The sequence below is a fragment of the Nodularia sp. LEGE 04288 genome, from assembly GCF_963896525.1.
GTDB lineage: Bacteria > Cyanobacteriota > Cyanobacteriia > Cyanobacteriales > Nostocaceae > Nodularia.
Genome location: NZ_CAWQOY010000056.1, coordinates 1 through 5,126 on the forward strand (window position 1 = coordinate 1; position 5,126 = coordinate 5,126).

The window sequence follows — 5,126 nt, forward strand, 5'->3', positions numbered from 1 at the left end:
TGTGATTTGAAGGAACAAGTGAGCTTTTTGGCATAGATATGCTTCAGAAAGTAGATGTCCATCTTATGGGTCAAAAAAACAGTCAAAGTAGAAAATTAATTTTCCCATGTAATACACGGTAGAAATTTGTTAGCCTAACGGTGTATTACATGGGAAAGGTCATGCTGAAACGGGATATTCAAGGGAAATTCGCCCTGAAAAACGATGATTACCGTCAAGTACGCTCATTGAGACTGACTGATGACACCTGGAAAGCACTGGGTATCGCTGCTGAATGCTTAGGACTGACAAGAGCAGATTATTTAGAAGAAATAGTAAAAAGTAACAACCTACCAAGTAATACATGAGGAGAAGAAAACCCTTACCCGTGTAATACACGGAGAGGAAAAAACCAAGATCAACAACCTAACATCGCTGAAACGCATACACCAACACCGCCCAACATGACAGAACTTGAAGCTTTACGTGACCTAGTGTTACAGGAACTAAAATTAGGTAAACAAACCCCTGGATACAAAACAACTCAAAAAACTCTGAATCAATTCATCACTCTGTTGAACAAAAGACTGTAAATTTTGTACCTACTCCCCAACCTTATCTCGTTGTGGCTTGCGTTGTCCAACACTTCTACGCCCATTTTTCTTGGGAACGGCTTCAACATTGTCAGACTCAGTTGTTAAAGATATTACCTCAATCTTAGAACTAGGTGTATCTTGTGGCATTTCCTCCGAGACTACAGCAGATTCCTTCTTTTTGCGAGTGGGTCTCTTCTTAGGCGGGGTTTGCACGAATGCTGTCTCCGTAACAACAACAGGAGATTCCTTCTTTTTCCGAGATTGCCTCTTCTTAGGTTCCGGGCTACCAGCCATTGTTTCTGGATTAAGAGTATCAGCCTGTCCCGTCTCCTTCTCAGAACGTTTTTTACGAGTAGATTTAGCAGCAGAAGCAGAAACAGGTGCAACAGTAGATTGTGACCCAGACGATAAATCCACAATCCCACCGGGAACCGAAGTCGAAGTCATCCCCATCTGTAACAAATGCCATAAATGTTCGCGGCGACTTTCCATATAACAAAGTTTTTGTTCCCCCTCAGTCGCTTCTATCGCCATCCGTTCACACTGGGCAAGAGAAAGAGTATGTTCATGCAAACGCTCCAAAGTCAGCGTATCACAGCCATCATGCAACGCTGCCGCCACAGCCCGAATTAACCAATCCTTCAAAACACCCACACAACCAATAGAACGCTCATAGAAATAAAACCAATGCTGCATTAAAGCCGGAGTATCAACCTGAAGAGGAACTTGTCTCAGTAGTGCCAGTAAAACTCCCTGAAAATCCTGCCTATCTTGTTCATTTTGAAACAAATAACGGGGGAAATGAATATCCAACCCCCGGCGTGATGCCTGTCCACTTAAATTCCGAAAACTCAAAAGTTCGTAAGTGCCAATGAGAATATGCAACACACCAGTCACATTCGTCATTGACTTAATCCAATCCAACTGGTCTAAAAGCTTACCACCACTAGCCCCACTACCAATCTTCATTAAATGCTGTGCTTCATCCAAAATCACAGCCTTAACACCGCGTTTACTCATCGCCTCTTCCAAAGCCTGACGCAGTTCAGGGGAATCATTGAACTGTGCTGCTTTGCTGCGTCCCCGCCCCTTCTTCTCCCAAGTCTGCTCGGCATCAATATCCACCATCATCCGCCGCTCATAAAATGGCTCTCCCAACAACCTCAGTGCCGTGCGGTAATAATCAGCCCGATTAAACACCCCACCGTCAGAAGGTCGTGTTTCCACCAGTAACAGTGGCATTGGGGAAACATTATCATTGCGATAGCCAGACTCACGAACACCATAAGAACCATGTTGGTCAACAGTAGTCCCATTTAAGCGTCTAGTAATCTGGCGAATCATCGTCGTTTTCCCCACGCCACTGGGTCCATACACCAAGACATGGGCAAACCCCGCCGGTTCACGAATCGCACCCATCAGTAGCATATCCACTTGTGCCAACTGGGGATGAGATATCGCATATTCCTTGAATTGCTTGAGTTGGGACTGTGCTGATTCAGGAAAGTTCTCCATTATCTGTATTCCTCAAAAACAGGCAGTTTTGTCACATCCAATAGTTGGACATTTTCAGTTTTATGAACTTTGGCTACATCTTCCTGGTTGGACTTATTGGCTTTTGACTTCGGTATTGTCGGTATAACTGGAACTTGAATAACTGGGGATACCTCATGTCCATCAGATGTTAAATTTTCCCGTACACTTTTGGCTTCTAAATCCCGTAATCGTTGCAGTAGCAAAGTTTCATGCTCTTGCACTCTGGCGATAAAATCGGCTAACCGTTTAGCTGAGATGTTCGTGCTGACAACATTACGTTTATCCTGTTGTCTAATTTCCTGGGCGGCTAACAGCACTTCTTTCTCCGTGCGTCCCACAAAGGTGTTGTAATACTGGGAAATACATTTTACCCAACGTCCTTCTAGGTAGGCATAAGCCACACCCATATCAAAGGGGTCATAACGTACTGGGACTTTGGTTTTTTCAACAGATGGATTACGGAAAGCATCGTTCCAGTAATAAAGATAGTTGACTTTAATTCCCTGTCCGGGCTGGATTACAGCCGTTCCTTTGGGTGTACTGGGGCGTGTGGACATGAGGAAGTCTTCGTTGTAGGCAATGTGTCGGTGTTCTCGTTCTCCTGCTATCAGCAATCCGTCGGTATAAACTTGCAATGGTGTTGCCCCCAGGGAATCATGCTCACTTGTGTCGTACACAGAGTATGCCCACTCGGTGAGGTAGGTATATAAATCTGCCAATGTCCACACGGCTTGTTGTTTGGGGTCAACAGCTTTAGTAATTTGTCGTGGTTGTTTACTGGCTTGGGTGTTACCTAAGAGGTTGTATACAAACTCGGTATTTGTTGTACCAAATAATCGTTCAATGACTGAACCAAAACGCGGTTTGCCACCGGGACGTGTTTTTTTGATGCAGTGGTAGCGTGCTAGTAGGGTGTCAAAGTAGAGACTATGAAATTCTTTACCTCCATCTACGACTACGGCTTCGGGAAAGCGACCAAACCGCTGGACGCAAGACCGTAGTGCCATCATGCAAGACCTGTAACTGGGTGGGTCAAAGGTGAGATAAAGGGCGAGGATACGTCGGGAATAGGCATCAATGAGTAATGTCAACCAAGGTCGTCCTAAGTTACGTCCTGTGGCCACAGAACGTAGTTCGATGTCGAGTTGGGTGTGGTCAATGTGGACGATGGCAAAGGGTCTGTCTCCGTGTCGGGGTGTGGTTTTGGTTAGTTCTAAGATTTTTGGTTCTGTTGGGTATGCGGCTTTTGCTCCCTGACGTTTTTTGGTTTGTTCGTGGATTGGTCGCTTTTTTAATCGAGAATAGAATGTGCGCTGACTGAGTGGTTGGATGTTTAAGGATAGGCAGGCTCTGGTATATGCTCGATAGACTGAAGCTGCTGGGGAAAGTCTTGGGGTTTCAAAATACTCGGTAATAAATTTATCGAGTAGTTCGCTCTCTTGAGTTGGTGCTTTGGGTTGACGATTTCCTTTACTCTTTGTCCGTGGCAGTAAACCAACATAACCACAACCTAAGCTATTTGCAGCTTCACGGTACTGTTGTACCCAACGACGCAGGGTGCGGGGTTTGATGTCTTTGTAGATGTCTGTGTGACGCTGGAAATATGCTTGTACTAGATGAAATCTGTGGTTTGCTTGTCTGAGGTCGCTGGGGGAGGCGGCATCCATCAATGAACGCACGGTTTCGTTGGTGCTTTTGAGTTCCTCTTGTGATTGGATGCTAATATCACCTGCAAAGAGCAATTGGAGAAAAAATGCTGTTGGTAACTGTATTGGTTGCCCAACTTCAGGTAGTAGTGTGGTTGTAGTTTCACCGTGGTTGACTAAAGTCCACAGTCTTGAGTCCCACAAGAATGTTGTGTTAGGTAAGAGTGTTGCGGGTGAGATGAATTCTAAGTTGGGTAATATGGTTTCTTGTGTTACCAGGGTATGAGCATCCGCAGTTTGTTGATTTGCCCACAGTTTTACCCGCCAATGTTCAACTAATGGGACAGCATACAAGTCCACATAAAGCTGTTGGGTTGCAATCATGGCGTATACATCGTTGGCTCTGACTCCGGGAACTGATGCCAGCATTGCTGCAATTGTTGCTCCTGGGGTGGTTTTTACCCATTGCTGTATTTTTTCGGTGACGCTGGTGGGGATATTGGTGTTGAACCCGAAGTAATCTGACAAAAACATCAGGTTTTGGGTGAAGACTGGATGTAGTTGAGCATCGGTGCGGATGTTGTATTTTAGTCCATAGGAGGAGGCGTAAGCTTCTCCTGGGGGGCAGTGCCAATCTCCGGTTTCTGTTTTTTGGTAGCGTCCTGGGTATTTTTGGGCTAGTCGCTCTAATTCTTTAACTGTTTTCCATTCTTCCCACATTGCTCCTGTGGAGCGTAATACAAAGAAGTCAGGGGTATGATAATGACCTATGTTACGTCCTGCTGCGTTTTTGTACTGGATTTTGAAGGGTGGGGGCTGGTCGTAATATTCTAATACGAATGGGTCGTTTTCCATCTGGTAAATTGCCCACAATTCTACGGTGTGGCTCTCGAATTGGATGGTTTGACCCATTTTGCGACTAGGGTATACTCCGCTCACGTTTTTGGCTCGTCCCTGTACACGACGTGAGGGTGGAGCAGCACGAATTTTGGCAATCAAGTCAATTGTTTGTGCCGTTAATTGTTGCCGTCTACACCAATACTCAAATTCTTCTGAGTTCATTGATTTGCAACATTGAGGGTGCTGATAAAAAGAGTTTTTACCCTGACCACAATCAACCAATACTGTCCCTCAGAGCTTCTTTGAACCATAACTTGGCTGCAAAGTTGATGATATTGCTGTTTGATTTGGGCAATTTTGACTGTTTGGGGTTTAGACAACTCTTGGCTCTATTATGATTCACTTTTTCAACACGCGGACATTTATTGATACAAAATTTTATCTAACTTGTTGCTGCAAGGTCTGAAGTTCCGTTAATTTTTGGTCAGCTTATGGTTCAAAGTTTGGCCATTTTTGCGGTAAAAGCACA

2 protein-coding genes and 1 pseudogene are annotated in these 5,126 nt (G+C 44.8%); 1 reads left to right on the top strand and 2 read right to left on the bottom strand.

Translation table 11 applies throughout. From position 1 onward, the window contains the following. Nucleotides 1-161 precede the first annotated feature (161 nt). Nucleotides 162-572 (top strand): annotated as a pseudogene (locus AACX33_RS26455) (hypothetical protein). Between the two features lie 9 nt (nt 573-581). Here the strand turns inward: AACX33_RS26455 and AACX33_RS04675 are convergent. Beyond that, nucleotides 582-2,090, bottom strand: coding sequence for an ATP-binding protein (locus tag AACX33_RS04675; RefSeq protein ID WP_194003888.1), 1,509 nt, complete (start codon nt 2,088-2,090; stop codon nt 582-584). Beyond that, nucleotides 2,090-4,819, bottom strand: coding sequence for a TnsA endonuclease N-terminal domain-containing protein (locus AACX33_RS04680; RefSeq protein WP_194003890.1), 2,730 nt, complete (start codon nt 4,817-4,819; stop codon nt 2,090-2,092). Before AACX33_RS04680 ends, AACX33_RS04675 begins: the two co-directional genes overlap by 1 nt. Between the last annotated feature and the right edge of the window lie 307 nt (nt 4,820-5,126).

Coding starts and splice junctions, on each gene's coding strand:
- AACX33_RS04675 (WP_194003888.1), bottom strand. CDS start 2,090: ATGGAGAACTTTCCTGAATCAGCACAGTCCCAACTCAAGCAATTCAAG.
- AACX33_RS04680 (WP_194003890.1), bottom strand. CDS start 4,819: ATGAACTCAGAAGAATTTGAGTATTGGTGTAGACGGCAACAATTAACG.